Annotated in this window: 19 protein-coding genes and 1 riboswitch; of the genes, 5 read left to right on the top strand and 14 right to left on the bottom strand. The window is 71.5% G+C overall.

The annotated features are described in order from the left end of the window. Positions 1 to 53: 53 nt before the first annotated feature. A complete protein-coding gene (locus tag LWF15_RS17595; protein ID WP_232811931.1) occupies positions 54 to 281 on the bottom strand; it encodes a DUF7455 domain-containing protein in 228 nt (75 codons plus the stop codon). 503 nt (positions 282 to 784) lie between these two features. Between LWF15_RS17595 and LWF15_RS17590 the strand changes: the two genes are divergently transcribed. Further along, complete coding sequence (locus LWF15_RS17590; RefSeq protein ID WP_456298972.1) at positions 785 to 2,854, top strand: DNA gyrase/topoisomerase IV subunit B; 2,070 nt, start codon at positions 785 to 787, stop codon at positions 2,852 to 2,854. 3 nt (positions 2,855 to 2,857) lie between these two features. On the opposite strand, the gene LWF15_RS17585 is transcribed toward LWF15_RS17590, so the two are convergent. The 4 genes from LWF15_RS17585 to LWF15_RS17570 form a co-directional block, all read right to left on the bottom strand. Next, entirely contained in the window at positions 2,858 to 3,532 is a 675-nt protein-coding gene (locus LWF15_RS17585; RefSeq protein WP_232811929.1) for a response regulator transcription factor, read from the bottom strand. Then, positions 3,529 to 4,710, bottom strand: a complete 1,182-nt coding sequence (locus LWF15_RS37620; protein ID WP_232811928.1) for a sensor histidine kinase — start codon at positions 4,708 to 4,710, stop codon at positions 3,529 to 3,531. Before LWF15_RS37620 ends, LWF15_RS17585 begins: the two co-directional genes overlap by 4 nt. A gap of 83 nt (positions 4,711 to 4,793) precedes the next feature. Continuing rightward, positions 4,794 to 5,573, bottom strand: coding sequence for an ABC transporter permease (locus tag LWF15_RS17575; RefSeq protein ID WP_232811927.1), 780 nt, complete (start codon positions 5,571 to 5,573; stop codon positions 4,794 to 4,796). Next, positions 5,573 to 6,508, bottom strand: coding sequence for an ABC transporter ATP-binding protein (locus tag LWF15_RS17570; RefSeq protein ID WP_232811926.1), 936 nt, complete (start codon positions 6,506 to 6,508; stop codon positions 5,573 to 5,575). The genes LWF15_RS17575 and LWF15_RS17570 overlap by 1 nt, the downstream gene beginning before the upstream one ends. A 138-nt stretch (positions 6,509 to 6,646) precedes the next feature. Here LWF15_RS17570 and LWF15_RS17565 point away from each other — a divergent pair, with 138 nt between their 5' ends. Next, a complete protein-coding gene (locus tag LWF15_RS17565) occupies positions 6,647 to 7,438 on the top strand; it encodes a GGDEF domain-containing protein (RefSeq protein ID WP_232811925.1) in 792 nt (263 codons plus the stop codon). A gap of 44 nt (positions 7,439 to 7,482) precedes the next feature. Here the strand turns inward: LWF15_RS17565 and LWF15_RS17560 are convergent, their stop codons facing one another. Beyond that, positions 7,483 to 8,010 carry a CGNR zinc finger domain-containing protein gene (locus tag LWF15_RS17560; protein WP_232811924.1) on the bottom strand — a complete coding sequence of 176 codons (528 nt, stop codon included), beginning with the start codon at positions 8,008 to 8,010 and terminating at the stop codon, positions 7,483 to 7,485. Between the two features lie 93 nt (positions 8,011 to 8,103). Between LWF15_RS17560 and LWF15_RS17555 the strand changes: the two genes are divergently transcribed. Then, on the top strand, positions 8,104 to 8,943 hold the full coding sequence (locus tag LWF15_RS17555; protein WP_232811923.1) for a class I SAM-dependent methyltransferase: 840 nt from the start codon (positions 8,104 to 8,106) through the stop codon (positions 8,941 to 8,943). 72 nt (positions 8,944 to 9,015) lie between these two features. Here the strand turns inward: LWF15_RS17555 and LWF15_RS17550 are convergent, their stop codons facing one another. After that, complete coding sequence (locus LWF15_RS17550; RefSeq protein ID WP_232811922.1) at positions 9,016 to 11,550, bottom strand: DNA gyrase/topoisomerase IV subunit A; 2,535 nt, start codon at positions 11,548 to 11,550, stop codon at positions 9,016 to 9,018. 61 nt (positions 11,551 to 11,611) lie between these two features. Further along, the gene (locus LWF15_RS17545) at positions 11,612 to 12,532 is read right to left on the bottom strand and encodes a LysR family transcriptional regulator (RefSeq protein ID WP_232811921.1); all 921 of its coding nucleotides are present in this window, start codon (positions 12,530 to 12,532) and stop codon (positions 11,612 to 11,614) included. Between the two features lie 134 nt (positions 12,533 to 12,666). On the opposite strand from LWF15_RS17545, the gene LWF15_RS17540 reads away from it, so the two are divergent. Continuing rightward, complete coding sequence (locus LWF15_RS17540) at positions 12,667 to 14,193, top strand: MFS transporter (RefSeq protein WP_232811920.1); 1,527 nt, start codon at positions 12,667 to 12,669, stop codon at positions 14,191 to 14,193. Between the two features lie 57 nt (positions 14,194 to 14,250). On the opposite strand, the gene LWF15_RS17535 is transcribed toward LWF15_RS17540, so the two are convergent. The 3 genes from LWF15_RS17535 to LWF15_RS17525 form a co-directional block, all read right to left on the bottom strand. Further along, a complete protein-coding gene (locus tag LWF15_RS17535) occupies positions 14,251 to 15,903 on the bottom strand; it encodes an RNA polymerase sigma factor (RefSeq protein WP_332879914.1) in 1,653 nt (550 codons plus the stop codon). Between the two features lie 325 nt (positions 15,904 to 16,228). Further along, the gene (locus tag LWF15_RS17530) at positions 16,229 to 16,810 is read right to left on the bottom strand and encodes an HhH-GPD-type base excision DNA repair protein (protein ID WP_232811918.1); all 582 of its coding nucleotides are present in this window, start codon (positions 16,808 to 16,810) and stop codon (positions 16,229 to 16,231) included. Beyond that, entirely contained in the window at positions 16,807 to 17,301 is a 495-nt protein-coding gene (locus LWF15_RS17525) for a universal stress protein (protein ID WP_232811917.1), read from the bottom strand. Before LWF15_RS17525 ends, LWF15_RS17530 begins: the two co-directional genes overlap by 4 nt. Positions 17,302 to 17,380: 79 nt before the next feature. On the opposite strand from LWF15_RS17525, the gene LWF15_RS17520 reads away from it, so the two are divergent. After that, positions 17,381 to 17,869 (top strand): NUDIX domain-containing protein, encoded by a 489-nt coding sequence (locus LWF15_RS17520; RefSeq protein ID WP_232811916.1) that lies wholly within the window; start codon positions 17,381 to 17,383, stop codon positions 17,867 to 17,869. Between the two features lie 185 nt (positions 17,870 to 18,054). Here the strand turns inward: LWF15_RS17520 and metX are convergent, their stop codons facing one another. From metX to LWF15_RS17505, 3 genes are all read right to left on the bottom strand, one after another. Beyond that, positions 18,055 to 19,233: a homoserine O-acetyltransferase MetX gene (gene metX / locus LWF15_RS17515; RefSeq protein WP_232811915.1), complete on the bottom strand. Its 1,179-nt coding sequence runs from the start codon at positions 19,231 to 19,233 to the stop codon at positions 18,055 to 18,057. Then, positions 19,234 to 20,550 (bottom strand): bifunctional o-acetylhomoserine/o-acetylserine sulfhydrylase, encoded by a 1,317-nt coding sequence (locus LWF15_RS17510; RefSeq protein WP_232811914.1) that lies wholly within the window; start codon positions 20,548 to 20,550, stop codon positions 19,234 to 19,236. A gap of 87 nt (positions 20,551 to 20,637) precedes the next feature. Further along, positions 20,638 to 20,748: riboswitch (SAM riboswitch) on the bottom strand. A gap of 83 nt (positions 20,749 to 20,831) precedes the next feature. Beyond that, positions 20,832 to 22,037, bottom strand: coding sequence for a DUF4192 family protein (locus tag LWF15_RS17505; RefSeq protein ID WP_232811913.1), 1,206 nt, complete (start codon positions 22,035 to 22,037; stop codon positions 20,832 to 20,834). Positions 22,038 to 22,100: the final 63 nt, after the last annotated feature.

The raw sequence follows: 22,100 nt of genomic DNA, 5'->3' as shown, positions 1-22,100 counted from the left end.
TAGGTCAGCGTGGGTGGATTCGGGGATTCAGTGATGGAAGCCGGGCCCGGGACTCAGCGCTCGCCCTCGGCGGCGACGGCCGGCGTACCGGAGAGGCTCTGGGACTCGTCCTGGATGGAGGCGGAGACCGCGGTCAGGGCCTCCTTGTGCGCGTGACCGTGGTGGCCGCAGAACAGGAGCTCGCCCCCACCCGGCAGCGTGACCCGCATGTAGGCCCGGGCGCCGCAACGGTCGCAGCGGTCGGTCGCGGTCAGCGTTTCTGTAGCAATGGCAGCACCCACTGGTGACCTCCTTGAACATCCCGTCGTACGAGACGGACCCTGACGGGAATGGACATCGGTGACACTGAGAGAACAGTGAATCAGGCTTCGGGCTTCCCCGGGACTCCAGGCGGCCGCGTTCGCTGTCCGCGTAGTCACTGAAGAACCACTGGGCGCAGGCCCTCGATCACTCAGTGCTACCCAGAGCGACCGTCCGGGCCCCCGGGAGAGACCCTCGGCACGCTGCGGATCCCGGCGCGTTGGGAACCACCTCTGTGGGCATCCGGGTAATCTGCCCGGAAGCGGGCCGAAACAACGCCCTCCCGGGCCCCTGCATGCCCAAGCTATATTCGAACGCGCGTTCGACCCCCGAACATCGACGAGCACCACCCGACAGCAAGGAGCCGCCCGTGGCCGTGCAACCCAGCGAGACGGCCCGGTCCCGCGCCGCCGGCGCGAAACGACCGGCTTCCGCGGGATCACGCTCCTCGGCTGGTTCCGACTACACCGCCCGCCACCTGTCGGTGCTGGAGGGCCTGGAGGCCGTCCGCAAGCGTCCCGGCATGTACATCGGCTCCACCGACTCCCGGGGCCTGATGCACTGCCTGTGGGAGATCATCGACAACGCGGTGGACGAGGCGCTGGCCGGGCACTGCCAGCACATCCGGGTGGTGCTGCACGCCGACGGCTCGGTCGAGGTGCACGACGACGGCCGGGGCATCCCGGTCGACGTCGAGCCGAAGACCGGCCTGACCGGCGTCGAGGTGGTCTTCACCAAACTGCACGCGGGCGGCAAGTTCGGCGGTGGCTCGTACAACGCCTCGGGCGGTCTGCACGGCGTCGGCGCCAGCGTGGTCAACGCCCTCTCCTCCCGGCTCGACGTCCAGGTCGAGCGGGGCGGGCAGATCCACGCGATGAGCTTCCGCCGCGGTGAGCCGGGCATCTTCGACGGGATGGACCCGGAGGCGGGCTTCACCCCCTTCGTCGACAACTCCGCCCTGCAGGTCGTGGGCAAGGTCAAGCGCGGGGTCACCGGTACCCGGGTGCGTTACTGGGCCGACCGGCAGATCTTCATCAAGGACGCCGCCTTCTCCTACGACGAGCTGGTCACCCGGGCCCGCCAGACCACCTACCTGGTACCGGGTCTGGAGATCGTGCTGCGCGACGAGCGCGGCCTGTCCGGCACCCCCGGCGCCGACGGCCCGGTCGAGGAGAAGTTCCTGCACGAGGGCGGGATCGGCGAGTTCGTCGAGTTCCTGTCCACCGACGCCGCGGTCACCGACGTCTGGCGGCTGGAGGGCACCGGGCACTTCAAGGAGAACGTGCCGGTCCTGGACAGCCGCGGCCAGATGGTGCACACCGAGGTCGAGCGCGAGTGCTTCGTCGACGTGGCGATGCGCTGGGGCACCGGCTACGACACCGAGCTGCGCTCGTTCGTGAACATCATCGCCACGCCCAAGGGCGGCACCCACGTGGCCGGCTACGAGCAGGCGATGCTGAAGACGCTGCGCGCGCAGATCGCCGACCCGGCGAACAAGCGCAAGCTCAAGTTCAACGAGAAGAACGACAAGATCGAGAAGGACGACGTGCTCGAGGGCCTGACCGCCGTCGTCACCGTCCGCCTGGCCGAGCCCCAGTTCGAGGGCCAGACCAAGGAGATCCTGGGCACCAACGCGGTGCGCGGCATCGTCTCGCGGGTGATCGAGCGCGAGCTCACGGCCAAGCTCACCTCGGCCGCCCGGGTCGAGAAGGCCCAGGCCGCACTGGTGCTGGAGAAGGTGGTCGGGGCGATGCGCACCCGGGTCACCGCCCGCCAGACCCGGGAGACCCAGCGCCGCAAGAACGCGCTGGAGACCTCGTCGCTGCCGACCAAGCTGAAAGACTGCCGCAGCGAGGACGTGGACCGCTCGGAACTGTTCATCGTCGAGGGCGACTCGGCCCTGGGCACCGCGAACTTCGCCCGCAACAGCGAGTTCCAGGCGCTGCTGCCGATCCGCGGCAAGATCCTCAACGTGCAGAAGGCGTCCATCGCCGACATGCTGAAGAACGCCGAGTGCGGGGCGATCATCCAGGTGATCGGAGCCGGCTCGGGCCGCACGTTCGAGCTGCCGGCGGCGCGCTACGGCAAGATCATCCTGATGACCGACGCCGACGTCGACGGCGCGCACATCCGCACCCTGCTGCTCACCCTGTTCTTCCGCTACATGCGCCCGCTGGTCGAGGCCGGCCGGGTGTACGCGGCGGTGCCGCCGCTGCACCGGGTCGAGGTGATCGGCTCCGGCCGGCAGAAGAACGAGATGGTCTACACCTACTCCGAGCAGGAGCTCCAGCGGCTGCTGGCCGACCTGCGCAAGCGCGGCCGCAGCTGGAAGGAGAACATCCAGCGGTACAAGGGTCTGGGTGAGATGGACGCCGACCAGCTGGCCGAGACCACGATGGACCCGCGCCGGCGCACGCTACGCCGGGTCCGTATGCAGGACGCGGCGGCCGCCGAGCGGGTGTTCGACCTGCTGATGGGCAACGACGTGGCCCCGCGCAAGGACTTCATCGTGGAAGGCGCGGCCCAGATGGACCGCGACCGGATCGACGCCTAGATCTCACTGGACCCTGCGGTCACGGCCTGGTTCCGGACGGACCAGGCCGTGGTCGAAGGCCAGCACCACGGCCCCGGCCCGGTCGCGCAGGTCGAGCTTCGAGAAGATCCGCCCCACGTGGCTTTTCACCGTGCCCTCACCGAGCACGAACCGGGCGGCGATCTCGGCGTTGGTCAGCCCCTCCCCGATCAGCGTGAGCACCTCCCGCTCGCGTGGGGTCAGCACCTCCAGCGCCGGGCCGGCCGCCACGGTGGGTGCACCGTCCCGGTAGGCGTTCAGCACCCTTCCGGTCACGGCCGGATCGAGCCAGGCCCCGCCCTCGGCCACCGTTTTCACCGCCCGCTGCAGGTCGGTGGCCGGCACCCCCTTGAGCAGGAACCCGGCCGCGCCCGCGCGTAGCGCACCGGCGAGCACCTCGTCGTCTTCAAAAGTGGTCAGTACCAGCACTGGTGGGCCGTCCACGGCCCGCACCCGCCGGGTCGCCTCCACCCCACTCACGCCCGGCATCCGTACGTCCATGACCACGACGTCCGGCTGGTGTTCGCCGACCGCCGCAACCACCGACGTCCCATCGCCCAGTTCCGCCACGATCTCGAACCCGTATCTCGGGCGCAGGATTCCGCGCAGGCCGGCCCGGATCAGCTCCTGGTCGTCGACCAGAAGCACGCGAATGCTCACGTGGGCAGCACCGCCTCGACCCGCCAACCCGTCTCGTGCGGCCCGGCGGTCAGGTTCCCGCCCACTGCCTCAGCTCTTTCGCGCATGCTCACCAGTCCACTTCCGCTTCCAACGATGGACGTCGGGCGCGCCTCGGACTGTACGACCAGTCGGGTCTGTGCTCCAGTTGCGTTCACCGTGACCGTGACCGAGACCGGTGATCCGTGAGCGTGGCGCACGGCATTGGTCAGCGCCTCCTGCAGGATGCGGTAGACCGTCAGGCCGAGAGTCGCGTTCAGGGAACCGAACTCGCCCTCGACGTCGATCCGGCCACCGGCCCGACGGAAGGTCTCGATGAGCTCGGGGATCTCGGCCGCGCCCGGGAGCGGCTGCCGGCTGCTCGGCCCGGTCAGCAACCCCACCGCCGTGCGCACCTCGGCCAGCCCGGCCTGGGTGAGCCTCTCGGCCTCGGCCAGCGCCGCCTCGGCCTCGGCGGGCTCGTCGGCCAGGGCCAGCCGGGCGCTGCTGATGTGCAGGGTGGAGACGGTCAGGGCGTGGCCGATCACATCGTGCAGTTCACGGGCGATGCGGGCGCGTTCCTCGGCCGCGGCCCGGGTGGCCAGCTCGGCCTGGGCCCGGCGCAGCTCCTGGAGCAGGACCCGCTGCCGGGTGTCCTGCACGCAGGCGAAACCGGTGAACAGGGTGCCCGCCGTCCAGGAGGCCCAGCCGGTGTCGGGCTCGAACATCCACTGCGCCAGCATCGGCGCACAGATCACGACGGCGAAGGTCAGCGCCACCCGGTTCGGCAGGGCGTAGGCCGCCCAGGCGGCCAGGATGATCATCCCGAACCAGCTCAGCGTGGCCGAGCCACCGGCGCCGATCACGTGCAGCCCGGCATCGGCCAGCAACAGCCCGGCCAACAGCAGCCGGCCACCGGCGCGGCGCCGGGCCAGTTCGGCGACCGTCAGGGCAATTGCGGCCAGCGCCGTCCAGCGGGCGATCTGCGGGGTCGGCCCGAACGGGAAAACGGTTCCGACCAGGGCGAACGCCGTAACCGCGATCGCCGCGGCCCACCTCGGGGAACGCTCGATCGCGGCTAGGGGCTGTCCTGTGGATCGGCGCCGTTGCGAGGAGGTGCCCGGTGACGGCCTGGGCGTGCCCGGTGGGCGCCCTCGTAGTGGTTCTACGTGGGCGCCCACCGGGTGCGTCCAGGCTGCCCACCGGGTGCCCCGCAGTAGGCGACCGATTCGCAGGACAGGACCTAGGGGCACAGGAGTCAGTCTCACAGAGCGGTGCGGCGCACAGCCAGGAAGGTTGCGACGGCGGCCAGACCGGTCACCGCCAACAGGGTTCCGGTCTCGTTGCCCAGCCCCAGCCAGGGGCCCCGCATTGCCTCGGTGACCAGGGTCAGGGGCAGGACCTCGGCCACGGACGCCAGGGCGTCGCTCATCACGGCCGGGGGCGGGCCTCCCCCACCGAGCAGGAACGACGGGAAGTAGAGCAGCAGCCCCACCGCCTGGGCGGCCCGGGCGCTCGGCAGGATCGTCCCGAGCAGCACGCCGAGCGCCACGAAGAACAGCGAGCCGGCGAACGCGGCGGCGAGCACCCTCAGGGGACTTTCGAGGCGGGGTATGCCGTAGATCGGGGCTGCCACGGCCAGGAGCACTATGGAGGCCACGGCGATGGCGACCAGCCCCACGGCGATCTCGGCCAGGGCGAACGACCAGCGGGGAAAGCCGGAGGCGGCCAGGCGGCGGAGTACACCGCGCTCGCGGTAGGAGGCGATGTGCACGGGCAGCATCACCAGCCCGGTGGCCCCGATCACCACGGTGACGTACGAGGCCACGTACCAGTGCGCCGGATTCACCGGGAAGCCCTCGTCCGGCTGGGTACCGAACGATCCGGCGATCACCAGCATGGTGACGATCGGGAAGGCCAGGACGAAGGTCAGGGTCATCGGCTCCCGGCCGAGCAGCCTCAGTTCGGAGACCAGCAGGCGACGGGTTGCGGACGGGTGCCGGCGGACCGCCTCGGCGGTACCGGCCGTGACGACGGTGGTCATTACGCGGCCTCGCTCTCGTGATCGCTGTCCAGAAGGGCGAGCAGGGCGGTCTCCAGGTCGGGGATCTCCACCCGCAGGTCGGCCGGGACGCCTTCGGGGCCGCCGCGGGCCAGCAGCCAGGCTCCGGTGTGGGCGATCACCGCCCGGCTGCCGGTCACCGCCAGTTCCTCACCTCGCCGCGAGACGTCCTGCACGCCCGGCAGACTGCTCAGCTCCTGAGCCGCCTGCGGGTCGGTGAGGCTGAACCGGACCGTGGCCCAGCCGCCGTGCCGGGCCACCAGGTCGGCCGGGGTGCCCTGGTCGAGCACCCGCCCGGCGCGCATCGCCACCACCCGGTCGCACAGCGCCTCGGCCTCGTCCAGCTCGTGGGTCACCAGCAGAACGGTCGTGCCTTCGCGCCGCAGCCGGGCCACGGCCGACCAGACCTCCCGCCGGGCGGCCGGATCCAGCCCCTGGGTGAGTTCGTCGAGGATCACCAGCCGGGGCCGGTTCAACAGGGCCAGAACCAGGAACAGCCGCTGCCGCTCGCCCCCGCTCATCCCGCCGAACGCCGATCCGTGCCGATGGGCCAGGCCGAACCGCTCGAGGAGTTCGCCGGCGTCGGCGGCGTGCGGCCCGGAGAACAGCGCCACCGCCTCGCGGACCCTCATCCGGTCGGGCAGGGCCGAGTTCTGCAGTTGGCTGCCCACCTGCCGGCGCAGCCGGTCGGCGTCGCGGTGCGGGTCCAGCCCGAGCACCCGGATCGTGCCACGGTCGGGCCTGCGCAGTCCCTGCAGGCATTCGACGGTGGTGGTCTTGCCCGCCCCGTTGGCGCCGATCAGGCCCAGCACCTCACCGGCCCGGACCTGCAGATCCACCCCGTTCACCACGGTTCGCCCGGCGTAGGCCTTGTGCAGCCCCCGGACGCTCACCACGTGCTCCTCGTCGGTGTCCATGCCCACGACTGTGTCGCTCGGGCGGCCGCCGGACATCGCCCCCCGGGCACAACCCGGCCTCTGCCCGTGGGCAGAGCGCGGCACCTGACCTCACCCTTCAGGCTCAAGCCCCTCTGAGGGCCGACCGAAGTCCAAGCCATGAAGCGCCCGAGGTTGTCATCGACCGCTTCCTCCAGCCTCAGCCCGCGGGGGAAGACGTCACGCTCGCTGCACCGGCCGGACCCGACCGGTCTGCACCTGCCCACCCTGCCGACCCTGCCCACCCTGGCTGCGCTGCCGGTGTTGCCCCGGGCGCTCCCCCGGCGCAAGTCGCCCGCCAGCAAACGCCGGATGCTGGCCGGCGCCGGGATCGCCCTGCTCCTGGCCGCCGCCGGCGCCGCCTACGTCTCGCGCGAGCGGCTCCGGGGCCTGCTGGGCAAGCGCAGTGCCGACAGCGGCTCCGAGCGCGGTCTGGACACGCTGACCGGGCTGCCCAACCGGGCCGAGGCGCAGTGGTGGCTCAACACCCGGCTGGCCCGGGCCCGCAACCGTAACCACCGGCTGGCCGTGATGATCCTGGACATCAACGGTTTCGCCGACCTGAACGAGATCCACGGCCGTGAGGTCGGCGACCACGTGCTGCAGGTGACCGCCGCACGGATGCAGTCGCAGCTGCGCACCGGCGACATGGTCTGCCGGATCGCCAACGACACGTTCATGGTGATCATGGACGCGATCGGGCCGGACCACCTGATCGCCCGGATCGGCGAGCGCGTGGTGACCACGGTGAGCGAGCCGGTCAGCTTCCACGGCGAGCCGATCACCATCTCGGCCAGCGTCGGTTTCGCGATCTCGCAGGACAAGGACCGGACCCCGGAACTGCTGCTGGACCGCGCCGACCGGGCGCTGGTGCAGGCCAAGGCCTCCAACCGCAACGTGGTCCAGTTCTGAGTCCTGTTCTGAGTCCGGTTCTGAGCTCTGGACCGGGGCCGGGCCTAGCTCGTCCGGGCCGCCTTCTGCCGGGCCCGCAGGGCCGCCACGTTCATCCGGGTGCTGCAGCGGGTGGAGCAGAACCGGCGTGAGGAGTTGGCCGACGTGTCGATGAACGCGTTGGTGCAGCGGGTGGCCGCGCACCGGCCGATCTTGGTGGCGCCGTGGTCGGAGACCAGCATGGCCAGGCCGAAGAGTGCCTCGGCGCAGACCGTCTCGCTCACCGAGGCATCCATGTCGTACACGTGCAGGTGCCAGCTGCCCTCGTCGTGACCGGAGATCACCGGCCGGATCGGGTGCCGGGCCAGCAGGGCGTTGAGCCGGGCCACCACCGTGCCGCCGTCGCGGGCGGCCGAGGCGTCGGCCACCTCCGCCAGCCGGACCCGGAACTCCTGCAGCACCGGCACGTCCTCGGCGCGCACCGCCTCGACCATCCACTCCCGCGTCCCGAGGAAGGCCCGCAGATCGTCCGGCGTGTCGAGCGTGGCGTTCACCAGGTCCATGGCGCGTTGCGCGTAAGCGGCTGTATCCACTTGTGCAGCTTACCCCGTCCGGTCTAGCGTAATGAGCGTGAGCCGGTAGCGCTCATTACAGGGCGACTGAGGACTTGAGGACAGGGGACCGGTATGAGCGACTGGGAGAACTGGCAGCGTCAATGGGACGCGCAGCAGGAGGCGTACCTGCCGGACCGGGAGCAGCGGTTCGCCGCCATGCTCGACACCGTCGAGGCCGTGATGCTGCCCAGCGAGAGCGGTGCGGATTCCGAGAGTCCGGTCGCGGGCCCGTCCGAGCTGCTCACGCCGCGGGTGCTCGACCTGGCCGGCGGCACCGGCTCGATCAGCCGCCGTGTGCTGCAGCGCTTTCCGAAGGCCACCACCGTGGTGCTGGACATCGACGCGGCGCTGCTCGCGATCGCCCGGGGTTCCTTCGCCGACGACGCCCGGGTGACCGTGGCCGAGGTCGACCTGGGCACCGAGACCTGGCCCAGCACGCTGACTTCCACCCTGGGCTCGGCGCTCGACGCGGGCGGGTTCGACGCTGTGCTCACGGCCACCGCGCTGCACTGGCTGCCGGCCGAGCGGGTCCAGGGGGTGTACGCCGAGGCGCGCACGCTGTTGCGGCCGGGCGGGGTGCTGATCAATGCCGACTACATGATCGACCCGGGGCTCCCCTCGCTGACCGACGGCCTGGCCCAGGTGGAACGCCGCACCCGGTACGCCCGCTGGGAAGACGGCGTGCCGAGCTGGGAGGCCTGGTGGGACCTGCTGCGCGCCGACCCGGAGCTCTCCGGGCCGACCGCCGAGCGCGACGCGTTCTTCGCCCAGCGGCGCGGTGACGACCACACCGAGTCGCTGATGGATGTGACCTGGCACCAGGAAGCGTTGCTGAAGGCCGGTTTTGCCGAGACCGGTCTGGTCTGGCGGGGGCTTCTCGACGCGGCGGTCACCGGGCGCACCGCTCTCTGAACCAACAAACTGTCGACGTCCGTGAGCACCGATGGTGCTCACGGACGTCATGAATTTGTGGGCTTCGAAAGATCAGACCCCGGGGAGGGTCTCGGTCTCCTCGGCACCTTCTTCGGGGTCAGTGGCCCCGAAAACCGGCCGGGGACCGCTGATCGCGACCACTGCCGCCTTGAGCGGGACGCCCGAGCCGTCGCGCCGCTGGTCGGGCGCGGGCAGGTCGACCGCTGCACCGGTGGCCCCGGCCGCGTGGGCGGGCGCCGGGCCGGCCCAGGCCAGCAGCAGCGAGTCCTCGCCCTTCACGAACCGGTGGCACCGCACCCCGCCGGTGGCGCGGCCCTTGGCCGGGTACTCCGCGAACGGGGTGAGCTTGGCGGCCCCGGTCTGGGTGCCCGGCAGCGCGGAACTGGAGCCGGAGATCGTCACCACGACGTTCCCCCACTCGCCGTCCTTCACGTTCAGGTCGACCGCCCCGAACCAGACCACCTTCGCCCCGGCGGCCAGGTTGATCCCGGCCATCCCGCCGGCCGCGCGACCCTGCGGGCGGACCAGCTTGGCGCTGAAGCGCAGCAGCTGCGCCTCGGAGCTGATGAACACCAGGTCGGCCTCGTCGGTGGGCAGCTCGACCACGCCGACCACCTCGTCCCCCTCGCGCAGGCCGATGATCTCCCACTCGTCCTTGTTGGCCGGGTAGTCGATGGTGACCCGCTTGACCACTCCCCGGGCGGTGCCGAGCGCCAGCCCCGCGGTCTCGGTGGACAGCGAGGTCAGGCCGAGCAGCCGCTCCCCCTTGGCCAGGGTGACGAACTCGGTGGCCGGCGCGCCGCCCGAGAGCGTGGGAGCGTTCGAGGTGGGCGGCAGGGCGGGCATGTCGACCACCGGCACCCGGATCATCCGGCCGTGGCTGGTGATCGCCGCGACCTCGCCCCGGGTGCTGGTGCGCACCGCCGAGACCAGCACGTCGTGGGCCTGGCGGTGGACGCTCTCGACCGGGGTGAGGGGCTCGACGTTGGTGGTGCGGGCGAGCAGGCCGGTGGAGGACAGCAGCACCCAGCACGGGGAGTCGGCCACCTCCAGAGGCGTGGCCGAGGCCGACTTCACCGCGGCGCCCGAGCCCTCCAGCAGGACGGTGCGGCGCGGGGTGCCGTACGTCTTGGCCACCTGGGCGAGCTCACCGGAGATCAGCTTCCGCAGCACCTTGTCGTCGGACAGGATGCCGGACAGCTCCTCGATGTCCCGCTCGAGCTCGCTCTTCTCCTTCTCCAGCTCGATCTTGGAGAACTTCGTGAGCCGGCGCAGCGGCATCTCGAGGATGTAGTCGGTCTGGGTCTGGGTCAGCTCGAAGGCCGCGACCAGGCGCTCGCGGGCCATCGCGGTGTCGTCGCTGGAGCGGATGATCCGGATCACCTCGTCGATGTCGACGATGGCGACCAGCAGACCGTCGACCAGGTGCAGCCGGTCCTGCCGCTTGGCCCGCCGGAACGTGGTGCGCCGGCGCACCACGTCGATCCGGTGGTTGACGTAGACGCTGAGCAGCTCCCGCAGGCCCAGGGTGCGGGGCTGGCCGTCGACCAGCGCCACGTTGTTGATGCCGAACGACTCCTCCAGCGGGGTGAGCCGGTAGAGGTGCTCGAGCACCGCCTCGGGGTTGAACCCGGTCTTGATCTCGATCACCAGGCGCAGGCCCTGGGTGCGGTCGGACAGGTCGACCACGTCGGAGATGCCCTGCAGCTTCTTGGCCTGCACGAGCTCCTTGATCTTGCCGATCACCTTCTCCGGCCCGACCAGGTAGGGCAGCTCGGTGACCACGACGCCCTGCTTGCGGGCGGTGACGTTCTCGATCGAGACGGTGGCCCGGGTGCGGAAGCTGCCGCGGCCGGAGGCGTAGGCGTCCCGGATGCCGTCCAGGCCGATGATCCGGCCCCCGGTGGGCAGGTCCGGCCCGGGGATGAACCGCATCAGGTCTTCCAGCGTGGCGTTCGGGTGGGTCAGCAGGTGGCGGGCCGCCGCCACCACCTCGACCAGGTTGTGCGGGGCCATGTTGGTGGCCATCCCGACCGCGATCCCGCTGGCCCCGTTGACCAGCAGGTTGGGGAACGCCGCGGGCAGCACCTCGGGCTGGGTGAGGCTGTTGTCGTAGTTCGGGACGAAGTCGACCGTGTCCTCGTCCAGGCCGTTGGTCAGCTCGGTGGTCAGCGGGGCGGGCCGGGCCTCGGTGTACCGGGCGGCCGCCGGGCCGTCGTCCAGCGAGCCGAAGTTGCCGTGCCCGTCGACCAGGGGCGCGCGCATGGTGAAGCCCTGGGCGAGCCGGACCAGCGCGTCGTAGATCGCGGTGTCACCGTGCGGGTGCAGCTTGCCCATCACGTCGCCGACCACCCGCGACGACTTCACGTGCGGGCGCTCGGGGCGCAGGCCCATGTCCTGCATGGTGTACACGATGCGCCGCTGCACCGGCTTGAGCCCGTCCCTGGCGTCGGGCAGGGCGCGCGAGTAGATGACGGAGTAGGCGTACTCGAGGAACGCCCCCTGCATCTCCTGCTCGACGTCGATGTCGACGATCCGCTCGGTGAAGTCCTCAGGCGGCGGGGGTGTGGAAGAACGACGGGCCATGCCCGCATTGTCCACCGTCCGGACACCTGTTCGTACCACGGGCACGCTGAGGAGGTGAGAATTACTCTCCGCCGGAGCGCAGGAACGCCAGGAAGCGGGCCACCGCGGGGCTCAGCCGGCCGTGCGCCGGCCAGGCGATCCCGACCTGACGCTCGGCCCCCGGGTTGCTGAGCGGCAGGTGCACCACGCCCAGGACCTCGCTGCTGCTGGAAGCGGTGACCGGCCCGGCCGGGATGCCGGGGGCGGGTACCACGGCCACCCCCAGCCCGGCCGCGACCAGGGCCCGGGCGGTCGCCACCTCACCGGTCTGCACCGCCACGGCCGGGGTGAAACCGGCCTCCCGGCAGAGCTGTTCGGTGAGCAGCCGGACCTCGGCCCGGGGCCAGAAGGTGATGAACTGCTCGTGCGCCACCTGGGCCAGGTCGACCGGGCCGCCGCCGGCCAGCGGGTGCCCGGCGGGCACGGCCAGGCACAGCTGCTGGGTCTGGATCTGTGCCCAGCCCACGTCCTTCCAGTCCGGATCGGTCCCCGGACGCATCCGCCCGGTCAGAGCCAGATCGACCCGCCCCTCGCGGATCCACTCCCGGAAGTCGGTCGAATGCCCTTCCTGAAGCACGAATCTCACCTCGGGCGCACTGCGGCGGTAGCGAGTGAGCAGGGCCGGGACCACCGACTCGCCCAGCGTGCTGAGGAATCCGAGCCGGATCAGGCCGCGCTCGGGGTGATTCAGCTCGGCGATCCGCTCCCGGGCGGTGTCGATCTCCTGCACCACCCGCTGCGCGTGCGCCACCGCGAGCTCTCCACTGCGGTTCAGCCGTAACCGGCCCCCGGCGCGGTCGAAGAGCGGCGCACCGAAGTCGGCCTCCAGCCGGGCCAGGGCCCGGGACACGGTGGGCTGGGGCACGCCGAGCTGGGCGGCGGTCTGCGACACATTCTCGGTCTCCGCCAGAAGGGTCAGCCAGCGCAGGTCCCGGTCGTCCATCGCTGGACTATACGTTGAGCGCATCACTTCGCGCCGGTATATGCATTTCACAGATGGGGCGGGTTCGGCGCAGCATGGGGGTCCGCATCGCTCAACGAGGATCGACCCTTGTCACCGGCACCGGGAGGTCGTCCGTGCTCGCCCCCAAGGCCCGCCCGTCGTTCTTCAGGGCGGCCATGACCGCCGCCGCGATCGCCTCGCTGGGCACGCTGCCGCTGCAGCTGCTCAGCAACCAGTCCGTGATGATCCGCGCCGACCTGCACTTCGGCGAGGCCGCCCAGGGTCTGCTGGTCTCGGTCGCGTTCGGCATCGGGGCCCTGGTGTCGGTGGCGATCACCCGCTTCGGCGAGGTGCACGGCCGTCGTCCGCTTACCCTGCTGGCCGCCGCCTGCACTCTGGCCTGCGCGCTGGGGATCGCGCTGCTGGCCCACCACTACCTGGTGCTGCTGCTGTTCGTGCTCATCGGCGGGGTAGGCCAGGCCGGGCTGACCACCGCAGCCAACTTCAGCTTGTCCGAGACGGTGGCGCCCGGGCGACAGGGGCTGGGGTTCGGGGTCAAGCAGTCTGCTCCCCCGGCGGCTGCGCTCATTGCTGGGCTGGCCGTGCCGGCGGTTGGTCTGTGGCTGGGCTGGCGCTGGACCTACGGCCTGCTGGCGCTGAGTGCCGTGACCTTGCTCCTGGCCGCCACGCGCATCCCCCGCAAGGCCGCCCCATCTGCTCCCGGCGTCCGCAATTCTGCCGCCCCCACCGCGGCCACCACCGACGTCCCTCGTTCTGCCGCCCCCATCCCCCAAACCGCCGCCGTCGCCACCGCGGCCACCACCGACGTCCCTCGTTCTGCCGCCCCCATCCCCCAAACCGCCGCCGTCGCCACCGCGGCCACCACCGACGTCCCTCGTTCTGCCGCCTCCACGCACCAAACCGCCGGGGACCCCACCGCCCCCGCCACCAACGTCCCCAGTTCTGCCACCCTCACCCACAAAACCGCCGCCACCACTACCGCGCCCACCACCGACGTCCCCAGTTCGCCCCCATCGCCCCACCCCGCGCAGCCGCCCGCCCCACTCGAATCAGCCCCCCGGTCGGCCCTTTTCCTCACCGCCTGCGCCATGCTCACCGCGAACGGCTCCGCCATGGCGCTGATCGCCTTCCTCCCCCAGTGGGCCCACCTCTCCGGCCTTTCCGCGTCCACCGCCGGGTTCTTCGTGGCCGCCTGCAGCGCGTTGGCCATCACCGGGCGTCTTCTCGTGGGCGCCGCCGCCGACCGCCGCAACGGTCGCAACCTGCCCGTCGTCACCCTGCAGATGGCCGCCGGATCGATCGGCCTGGCCCTACTCGCCCTCGGCAACGTGCCGCTCGTGCTGATCGGGGGCCTGGTCGCTTTCGCCCTGGGATGGTCCTGGCCCGGGCTGCTGATCTTCGCCGTGGTCCGGCTCGGCCGTGACCGTCCGAACAGCGCAGCCGCCTTTGTTCAGGCCGGGGCGTTCGCCGGCGGCGCTTTCGGCCCCCTGCTGTTCGGGCTCGTGGCCGGTTCGGCCGGCTACCCGGCGGCCTGGCTGGTGATGGCGGTCGGGATGGCAGTGGGCGCCGCCCTGCTCACGCTGGCCCGGCGTCAGTTCGTCGCCGATCTCAAGATCCGTCCGGTGGCGCGCACCGCCTGAGAAACGAAGAACACCCCCGGCCTTCGCAGGCCGGGGGTGTTTCTCGTGCAGGACCGGTCAGTCCAGGTAGTCGCGCAGCACCTGGGAACGGCTCGGGTGCCGGAGCTTCGACATCGTCTTGCTCTCGATCTGCCGGATGCGCTCGCGGGTCACGCCGTAGACCTTGCCGATCTCGTCGAGCGTCTTCGGCTGGCCGTCGGTGAGGCCGAACCGCATCGAGACCACGCCGGCCTCCCGCTCGGACAGCGTGTCGAGCACCGAGTGCAGCTGTTCCTGCAGCAGCGTGAACGAGACCGCGTCGGCCGGGACCACGGCCTCGGAGTCCTCGATCAGGTCACCGAACTCGCTGTCGCCGTCCTCACCGAGGGGGGTGTGCAGCGAGATCGGCTCCCGGCCGTACTTCTGGACCTCGATGACCTTCTCCGGGGTCATGTCGAGTTCCTTGGCCAGCTCCTCCGGGGTGGGCTCGCGGCCCAGGTCCTGGAGCATCTGGCGCTGCACGCGGGCCAGCTTGTTGATGACCTCGACCATGTGCACCGGGATCCGGATGGTGCGGGCCTGGTCGGCCATGGCCCGGGTGATCGCCTGCCGGATCCACCAGGTGGCGTACGTGGAGAACTTGTAGCCCTTGGTGTAGTCGAACTTCTCGACCGCGCGGATCAGACCGAGGTTGCCCTCCTGGATCAGGTCCAGGAACTGCATGCCACGGCCGGTGTAGCGCTTGGCCAGCGAGACGACCAGCCGCAGGTTGGCCTCGAGCAGGTGGTTCTTGGCCCGGCGGCCGTCCTCCGCGATCCACTGCATCTCGCGGCGGTTCTTCGGCTCCATCTTCTCGCCGGAGTTCAGCCGCTCCTCGGCGAACAGGCCGGCCTCGATCCGCTTGGCGAGCTCGACCTCCTGCTCGGCGTTGAGCAGCGCGACCTTGCCGATCTGCTTCAGGTAGTCCTTGATCGGGTCGGCGGTGGCGCCGGCCGTCATGACCTGCTGCGCCGGGGCGTCGTCGTCGTCGTTGTTGGAGAGGACGAACGCGCCCTCCTCCTCCTTCGCCGGCGTGGCGGGCGCACCGGGGGCGGCCGGGGCGGCCCCCTCCTTGGCGGCAGCGGGCTCGGCCGAGTCGTCGCTGTCGTCGTCGGACTCCTCGGAGTCGGCGTCGTCGGCGGTGTCGCCCTCGACGTCGACCTCGACCTCCTCGAGGTCACCGTCGACGATCTCGACGTCCTCGAGGTCGCCGTCCTCGGAGTCGTCGGCGTCGCCCTCACCCTTCGGCTTGGCGACGGCCTTCTTGGCGGTGGCCTTCTTGGCCGCCGCCTTCTTCACGGTCTTCTTGGCGACCGGCCGGGCCTCGGCGGCCGGGGCACCCTCACCGTCGGCCGCCACCGTGGTGGCCGCGGCGGTGGTGGTGGTGGTGACCGGGGCCGGCTTGGGCTTGGCCGGGGTCTTCGCGGTGGCCGCGGTGACCCGGGAGGCGGTGGCCGCGACGGCGCGTCGCGAGCTCTTGGCCTCCTGCGGGACCTCGATCACGACACCGGCGTCGTCGAGCGCGCGAAGGACGGGACGCATACGCGCCATCGGGACGGCCGCCTCCTCGCAGGCGACGCGCACGGCGGCAGCGTCGACGGAGCCTCGGGTCGCGCCGAGGCGGAGCAGCTCTTGGAGTGCGGGGTGACCGAACTCGGGCGGGAGAGGCCGGGGGGACGGAACCGACGACACGGACTACCTTTCGTCGTGAGCCAGCGCACCCGGGCAGGGCACGCTGTGCTGTCGAACTACGGCTTGGAACTACGTCTGGAAGTGAGTGGGCGACCCTGTTACTCAACGCAGGAAGGGCCCCGATGATGCCCAGTTAGCGCCGGTGATGTTGAGAGTCAAGCCCAGTCAACTGTTCATTGTTGCACACGCAAGGGCAGGTTGGCGAAACCTACCGCAACCACCAGGGTACGTCCTGGGAAACGCCCGTCCACCGGAATTACTCCCGGAGGGTCCTGTGAACTTGCCCAGCGGCCCGGTTCGGGGCCGGCTCCGGGCCGGCTCGGGGCTAGCTCCGGGCGGCCTTCGCCGCCGCCTTGACCGACTTCTTGTGCTCGCGCACCTTCTGCAGCGAGGCGTCGTCGACCACGTCGGCCACCGAGCGGAAACCCTCCAGGCCGTAGTCGCCGGCCGCCGTGCGCCAGCCCTCGGGGGCGACGCCGGCCTGCTTGCCCAGGAGGGCGACGAAGATCTTGGCCTTCTGCGGCCCGTACCCCGGCAGCGCGTTCAGCCGCTTGTACAGCTCGGCGCCGGTGGTCACGTCCCGCCAGATCGCCTCGGTGTCGCCGTCGTACTGCTCGAGGACCGCCCGGGCCAGCTCCTGCACCCGGGCCCCCATGGACTTCGGGTAGCGGTGCACGGCCGGCGGGCCGGTCATGATCTCGGTGAACCGTTCCTCGGCGGTGGCGGCGACGACCTTCGGGTCGAGGTCGTCGGTGCCGAGCCGGTCCGCGATCAGCCGGGGCCCCGCGAACGCCTTCTCCATCGGCACCTGCTGGTCCAGCAGCATGCCGGTGAGCAGGGCGAACGGGTCGCGCGCGAGCAGCTCGTCGGCGGCCGGCTGCTGGGCCAGGCGGATCGTCCGGGTCAACGGATGCTCTGGCGCTCGTCGACGCCGGTCACCGAGAGGGTGAACACCTCGCCGTCGTGCCCGGAATCGTCCAGGGGGGCGCGCTGGTCGACCTTGACCGCCAGCACCGGGCAGGAGGAGTCGAGCAGGATGCGCTGGGCGCTGCCGCCGAGGATGCGCTTGCCCACCCCGGTACGCCGGCGCAGGCCGATCACGATCAGCTCGGCCCCGGTCTCCTCGGCCACCGCGAGCACGTCGTCGGCCGGCTCGTAGGCGTCGCGGATCCAGCGGATCTCCAGCTCGGGCTCGAGCAGGCCGAGCTCGGCGCAGATCGCCCGGACCTCGGCCTCGGAGGCCTCGAGCGCGGGCCGGCGGGCACCGTAGTTCTCGGCCGGCTGCTGCTCGGAACTGACCACGACCAGCCGGGTCCGGCGCAGGCGGCATTCCTCGACGGCGCGCCGCAGAGCAGCTCGCCCCTCGGTGGTGGGCACAAATCCGACCAGTACTGGCATAGGAACCTCCTGCCGGGGACGTTACCCCACCGACCACCCCGGGGACACCGGCCGTAGCCCAGAACGTACGGTGATCCCCATGGCCGGCGGCGATGGCAACGGATGGGTGCAGTGCGATTGTGGCCATCGGCACTGGGGTCGCCACGGTGCGGCCGGCCTGGCCCTGGTGCGGCCGGGGGTCCGGCCACGGGTCCTGCTTCAGTTGCGTGCTGCCTGGACGCACGAGGGCGGTACGTGGGGTCTGGTGGGTGGCGCCCGGGACAGTCACGAGACTGTAGCCGAGGCAGCCCTGCGGGAAGCGGTGGAAGAGGCCGAGGTCGAGCCCGATCTGATAACGGTTGCCCGGGAGCTGGTGGGGACCGACCACGGCAACTGGACGTACACCTACGTGATCGGCCTGGCCGACGCGCGGCTCACGGCCACCGACGCGACGCCGGAGAGCGATGCGCTGGAGTGGGTGGACCTGGACGAGGTGGCCGGGCGGGCTCTGCACCCGGCCTTCGGCGGCTCGTGGACACCCCTGCTGGCCGCGATCCGCGAGGTGCTGCTGGTGCGGTCCGGGCAGTAGGCCCTTCGGGAATTGAGGACGGGTGCGGTCGCCTCAGGGGCCCGGTCACCTCAGGGGCCCGGTCACCCCAGGGGCTTGGTCACCTCGGGGCCTGGTCGGCTTGGTCACCTCAGGGGCCCGGTCACCCCAGGGGCTTGGTCACCTCGGGGCCTGGTCGGCTTGGTCACCTCAGGGGCCCGGTCGCCTCAGCGGGCGGCCAGCTCCCGGCCGGCGGGCTCGCCGAGCAGCTCCAGCAGGATCTCGCCGACCCGGTCGACCTCGACCAGGAACCCGTCGTGGCCGTAGGGCGAGTCGATCACCCGCAGCGGCGCGCAGTCCGGGATGCCCGCGGCGATCTCGGCGTTCTGCTCGGGCGTGTACAGCCGGTCGCTGGAGATCGCCGCCACCGCGCTGCGGGCGGTGACCCGGCCCAGCGCGGCCGCCACCCCGCCGCGGCCCCGGCCCACGTCGTGCGAGTTCATCGCCTCGGTCAGGACCAGGTACGAGTTCGCGTCGAAGCGGTGGGTGAGCTTGTTGGCGTGGTGGTCGAGGTAGGACTCCACCGCGAAGCGCCCGCCGCCGCCGAGCGGGTTCTCGCCCTGCTGGGGCAGCCGGCCGAAGCGCAGGTTGATCTCCGCCTCGGAACGGTAGGTGGTGTGCGCGATCCGGCGGGCCACGCCGAGGCCGGCGTGCGGGCCCTGGCCGGGCCCGGCGTCGTAGTAGTCGCCGCCGCGGAAGTTCGCGTCGCTGCGGATCGCCATCAGCTGGGCCGAGCACCAGGCGATCTGGTCGCCGGTGGCCGCAGGGGTGGAGGCCAGCACGTACAGCCGCTCCACCCGCTCCGGCTCGGTGACCGCCCACTCCAGCGCCCGCATGCCCCCCATCGAGCCGCCGACCACCAGGGCCCAGCGGCCGATGCCGAGCTGGTCGGCCAGGGCCCGCTCGGCCGCGACCTGGTCGCGCACGGTCAGGTAGGGGAAGCGGCTGCCGTAGGGCCGGCCGTCGGGGGCCGGGCTGGACGGCCCGGTGCTGCCCTGACAGCCGCCCAGCACGTTCGGGGCCACCACGAACCAGCGGTCGGTGTCGAGCTCGCGGCCGGGCCCGATCAGCCCGTTCCACCAGCCGGCGGTGGCGTGCCCGGGACCGGCGTCGCCGACCACGTGGCTGTCGCCGGTGAGGGCGTGCAGCACCAGCACCGCATTGTCACCGGAGGGCGAGAGCTCGCCCCAGGTCTCGTAGGCCATCCCGACGTTCTCGAGACGCCCACCCCGCTCGAGCGAAATGTCCCCGACCTGGGCGAAGAGCCGCCCACCGCGGGGATCTCCGGCCCGCCAGGCACCGGATGCCGGCGGCACTGCGGGCACGGAAACCTCCTGCGTACTCATTCAGCCGACCTTCGCCGCCCGGAACCCGGCCTCGAGGTCGGCAAGGATGTCCGTGATGTTCTCCAGTCCCACCGACAGCCGCACCAGGCCGGGGGTGACCCCGGTGGCCCGCTGTTCCTCCTCGGTGAGCTGGCTGTGCGTGGTGCTGGCGGGGTGGATCACCAGGCTGCGCACGTCGCCGATGTTGGCGACCAGGCTGTGCAGCTCGAGGGCGTCGACGAACCGGCGCCCGGCCTCCACCCCACCCTTGATCTCGAAGGCCACGATGGCGCCGGTGCCCTTCGGGGCGTACTTGCGGCCCAGCTCGTACCAGCGGCTGGTGGGCAGGCCGGCGTAGGCCACCGACTCCACCTCGTCGCGGGCCTGGAGCCAGGTGGCGACCTCCTGGGCGTTCTGCACGTGCCGCTCGATCCGCAGGCTCAGCGTCTCCAGCCCCTGGGCGATCACCCAGGCGTTGAACGGCGAGGCGGCCGGGCCCAGGTCGCGCAGCAGCTGCACCCGGGCCTTCAGGATGAACGACAGGTTGGCCCCCAGTGCGCTGCCGACGCCGAGGTCACGGCCGTAGACCAGGCCGTGGTAGCTCGGGTCGGGCTGGTTGAAACCGGGGAAACGCTCCGGCTCGGCGGTGTAGTCGAACCGGCCGCCGTCGACGATCACCCCGGCGATCGCCCCGCCGTGGCCGCCGATGTACTTGGTGGCCGAGTGCACCACCACGTCGGCGCCCCACTCCAGCGGACGGATCAGGTAGGGCGTGGCCACGGTGTTGTCGACCACCAGGGGCACCCCGGCCGCGTGGGCGACCCCGGCCACCCCCTCGATGTCGAGCACGTCCTGCTTGGGGTTGGAGATGGTCTCGGCGAAGAACGCCTTGGTGTTCGGCCGGACCGCGGCCCGCCAGGAGTCCAGGTCGTCCGGGTCCTCGACGAAGCCGACCTGGATGCCGAGCTTGGGGAAGGTGTAGTGGAACAGGTTGTAGGTGCCGCCGTAGAGGCTGGGGCTGGCCACGATGTGGTCACCGGCCTCGGCCACGTTGAGCAGCGCCAGCGTCTCGGCCGACTGACCGGAGGCCACCAGCAGCGCCCCGACCCCGCCCTCGAGGCTGGCCAGGCGCTGCTCCACCACGTCGGTGGTGGGGTTGTTGAGCCGGGTGTAGATGTTCCCGAACTCCTTGAGCCCGAACAGGTTCGCAGCGTGCTCGGTGCTGTCGAACACGTACGAGGTGGTCTGGTAGATCGGCAGCGCGCGGGCACCCGTGGTGGGATCGGGCGACTGCCCCGCGTGGATCTGCCGGGTCTCGAACGACCAGTCGGCGCTCATCTGCACTCCTCCAGGCTCAGGGGCACAGGGGACCCGTGCCCTGGCAGGCCGTGGGGCCCGCCGGTGTCGAGACGGGTCGACTGGTGTCGACCGCGCTTGCTGTCGCACTGCGACGGCCTGGTCATCACCCGGGGCACCCCACCGCGGAACGAGGGTTGCCGACCAGCAAGCCGGGGCTTGTCGCTGGTACTCATGACCTGAAGGAACAGTAATCGAGCAGTTGCGGGTTGGCCCAGGTCGTCTCAGAATCTGGACTCTCCCGGGCCGGCCGGTCGCGCGCATCACCCGGCCCGCCCTTGGGTGCCCTCGGACATCTCGACCCACGGTGGGGCGATGCCGGTGGCGCAGAGCGTCTCGACCAGACCGGCCAGGCGCGGCAACTCGCCGGGCAGCTCCGGGTTCTCGGCCCGCAGCCGTTCCATCAGCAGCCGGGTGCGCACCCCGTTGCCCCGGAACCAGGCCAGCAGTGCGAGCACGGCCAGGATCGGCCCCCGCTCGGTGACCGTGCCCCGCCGGGCCAGTGCGGCCAGGATCTCCTCGCCGCGGGCGAACAGCTCGCGGTTGGGCGGGCCGGAGAACAGCGAGCCCCAGTGTTCGGACAGGTCGGCCGGGACCTGCCCGGCCAGCAGCTGGTGCAGGAGGCGACCGCGGGCGGGGCCCGGGGCCGCGGCGAGCCGGACGAAAACGGCGTCGCGCAGGTGCGAGTCGGCCAGTTCGGCGAGGCCCAGCTGCTCGGTCTCCCAGCCCGGCACCCGGCTGAGCAGCGCGTTCCAGGTGCGCCACCAGCGGCGCCGGTCGCGTTCGCCGAGCGCGGCCGGCGTCGACGGCTCCTCCTGCACAGCCGAGGGATCCGGCTGCTCGTCCGGCGGGGAGACCGGATCGCCCACGTCGCCGATCACGTCGCTCTCGCTGTCGGCCAGCCGGTCGCCGCGCAGCACGTGGGCCATCGCGACCCGGCTGGACTCCACCTCGGACAGCGGCCTTCCCCCGGCCGGACAGCAGTTCTCGTCGGGACAGGCCAGCGAGCGGTAGGCGGTGGGGGTGACCCCGATCAGGTCGTAGAGCCAGACCCCGGCCTCGAGCATGCGGTGCGGCAGGGCCCGGGCCACCGGTGGGGCGGGCACCGCCAGCGCATCGCGCGCCGCCATGATCGCCACCACCCGCAACCAGACCCCGCCGGAACCGTCCGGCCCTTCCCGCTCCTCGTCGGAGACGTCCGGCGGGCCACCGGGCGGCACCCCGGCGAAAGCGGCTGCGCCGGGCCCGGTCACCGCCTCGACCGCGGCGTCGAGCACGTCGGCCACCCCCACCGGACCGAACCAGGCCGGCGTCAGGTCGATCCGCAGCATCGACCCGACCCGGCCGCGGGGACCGTGCAGCGCGATCAGCACGAGACTGTTGAGAGGCCGGAAACCCAGCGTGTACCAGACCGAAGCGATCAGATCAGCGGGCCCGGCCTGGTTCACCGTGAGGTCGGAGGAGGACATGCCCCGATGCTGCCCGGAGACCGGCCACCAGAACCGCTTTCGGCAGCAGCCTGTGGAAAACCC

It is taken from the genome of Kineosporia rhizophila (genome assembly GCF_021277265.1).
Taxonomy (GTDB): domain Bacteria; phylum Actinomycetota; class Actinomycetes; order Actinomycetales; family Kineosporiaceae; genus Kineosporia; species Kineosporia rhizophila.
Note: the sequence above shows the minus strand (reverse complement) of the source record. Positions and strands in the feature narration are given on the sequence as shown.